At 68.3% G+C, this 2309-nt stretch carries 1 protein-coding gene and 1 pseudogene; one reads left to right on the forward strand and one right to left on the reverse strand.

Features of this window, described 5'->3' with window-relative positions:
* Nucleotides 1-402 precede the first annotated feature (402 nt).
* Nucleotides 403-954 (reverse strand): annotated as a pseudogene (locus tag HCC78_RS32105) (IS1634 family transposase); the annotation flags it as partial.
* 102 nt (nt 955-1056) lie between these two features.
* Between HCC78_RS32105 and HCC78_RS32110 the strand changes: the two are divergent.
* Nucleotides 1057-1527 (forward strand): integrase core domain-containing protein, encoded by a 471-nt coding sequence (locus HCC78_RS32110; protein ID WP_172332752.1) that lies wholly within the window; start codon nt 1057-1059, stop codon nt 1525-1527.
* Nucleotides 1528-2309: the final 782 nt, after the last annotated feature.

The following is a 2309-nucleotide window of genomic DNA, read 5'->3' on the forward strand; positions in this document are numbered from 1 at the left end:
GCGCTCGAACCGATGGCGCTTGCCGCTCATTCCTCAACCGCTTCACGGCACTCGGCATCCCGCTGACCGTGGCCGCAGGATAAGTGTGTCCGGCGAAAGAGGAACTCTTGCCGCTAGCTGATTTGCGCGACAGCGCCGCCTGCATCCGCACACGCTGGCCCGGTGGCTCGACCCGGAGGGCGGCATCCGCCAAGACGGCCGTCCGCCCGCTTTGCGCCCCGTGCCTGCCAACAAGCTCGGCAGCGAGGAGCGCGCCGGCATCATTGCCACCTGCGCCCTGCCCGAGTTCGCCAGCCCTTCGTCGCTTTGCCCCGCCCCCCGGACGCCCAAGTTCGTCAGGTGAACGCGTAAGTAATGGATATGGTTAAGGAAGATAGGTTAAAAATGTGACAACAGAGCCCGTCAGGCGGGCTTGGGAAGGTCCATGGCTTCGAAGAGGTCGAGCTGCTCCGGTGTTGTTCTGCTGATGCCATGCAGGGTGCGGTTTCCGGCATGGGCGGTGTGTTTCTGGATGCGCGCAAGCAGGTCCAGGGCGGTCCTGGGACTGGCGGAATGCCCTTTCGCCTTCAGCCTCATGCGCATGACGCGGTAGAGCACCAGGACGAGAAAGCAGATCAGGGCATGCGCGCGGATCCGGTCCGGCAGGCGGTGATGGACCGGGGCAATCTCGATATCGGATTTCAGGACCCTGAACCCGCGCTCGATATCGGCCAGCGACTTGTAGCGGGCGACGGCCTCGACCGCGCCGAGATCGGCGACATTGGTTAGCAGCGCGAACTTGCCGTCGAAGAGCTCGGCGCGGGCAATCGCGGCCTCGTCGAGGCTCCAGCTGAACAGGTCCGCCTGCAGGTCGGGCTTGATGAAGCGGGTCAGTTCCGCCTCGGCCATGGCCCTGGCGAAGCGGCTGTACGATCCGCGGTCCGAAGCGCGGCGGCCGCGAGCGGTCTGGCCAGAGAAATGCTGGCCAACCCGCTGGTTTTGCACTCCGACAACGGCAGTCCCCTCTTGGGCATTGCTGGGCAATGCCCTGCCGGTCAGCGCATGAAAGGCGCGACCATGAGGGCGACGATGGAGCGGCTCGGGATCACGGCCTCCTTCATCCGGTCCCGCGCATCGAATGGAAATGCCTTCTCCGAAGCGCTGTTCCGGACCTGCAAGCGCCGTCCGGGCTGGCCTCCGCGCAGCTTCGCCGGCATCGGGGCGGCTCGGGATTGGGTCCAAGGCTTCGTCTTCTGGTACAACCGCGAGCACCGCCACAGCGCGATCCGCTTCGTCACGCCCGGGCAGCGCCACCGCGGCGGGGAGCGTGCTCTCCTGGAAAAGCGCCGCCAGGTCTGCGAGCTGGCCCGGGCGGCGCGGCCAGAGCGCTGGTCAGGCGGCACGCGGCTCTGGACGCCGATCGGATCGGTCTGGCTTAACCCGGAACGGCCCGACGAGATGCCGAGAGGCCACGGGGCCTCCGACGCGCTCGCCAGGGAAGCAGTCGGCGGCGGCCCCTTGACCGGGCCGGGAGAGTGCGCAGCCTGAAAATAGGCACCGGTGACAACAACCTTGAAAAGCACCGCGGCGCCGAACTGCGGGACCAGGGCATCCGGGCAGCCAGGATGACGGTGGCCAAGCTCGTGAAAGAGCGAGCCATTGTCCGCCGTCGCCAGCGGCGCCCGGACCGGTGGCGCAGCCGCTGGCAACTCCGGGGGCAACGGCGGGCGATATCCGTCCTCTGCACCGGGGCTGCCGCGTTCCGCGGACGACGGACAGCCGGCACGATCTCGGGCTCGAGCTGGTCCGCGCCAGCGGGCCGGATCATCCGGAGGCGCAGAACGCGCCGAACCTGCCGCAGCGGAGTTTCCGCGCCGCGGAGCCCGGCCGGATCTTGCTCGCCGACATCAGCGTCGCCAATGGTTGCCCGACCCAGTGGCGCAACCTTGGCAACTGCCCACGGACCAGGGCCGCCTCTGCCTGGCGGCGGTGAAGGAGTCCGCCATCGTGCCGCCACCGGTTCGAGACCGATGGCGAACGCCACGAAGGAGATCGCCGGTGCCTCCCGGCGATTGCACGCAATCGCCTGCCGGGCAGCGGGCCGATGTCGGAGCGGCTCGGGAGCAGCCCCGAGGCCGACGCGATGCGCATGGCGCTGCGGAACCGGCGGCCGGCGCCGGGGCCGGTCTGCCATTCAGACAGGGGCGTCCAACATGCTGCCGGTGGCTGCAGGCGGCTGAGCTTGCCCCCGGATGCCGGACTGGGAGTTAAATTACTTCCAGATAGAGGGACCCCACATGAGCAGACAGCCCCGCCGCCACTTCACTGCC

It is taken from the genome of Mangrovicoccus sp. HB161399, assembly GCF_013184745.1.
Classification (GTDB): domain Bacteria; phylum Pseudomonadota; class Alphaproteobacteria; order Rhodobacterales; family Rhodobacteraceae; genus Mangrovicoccus.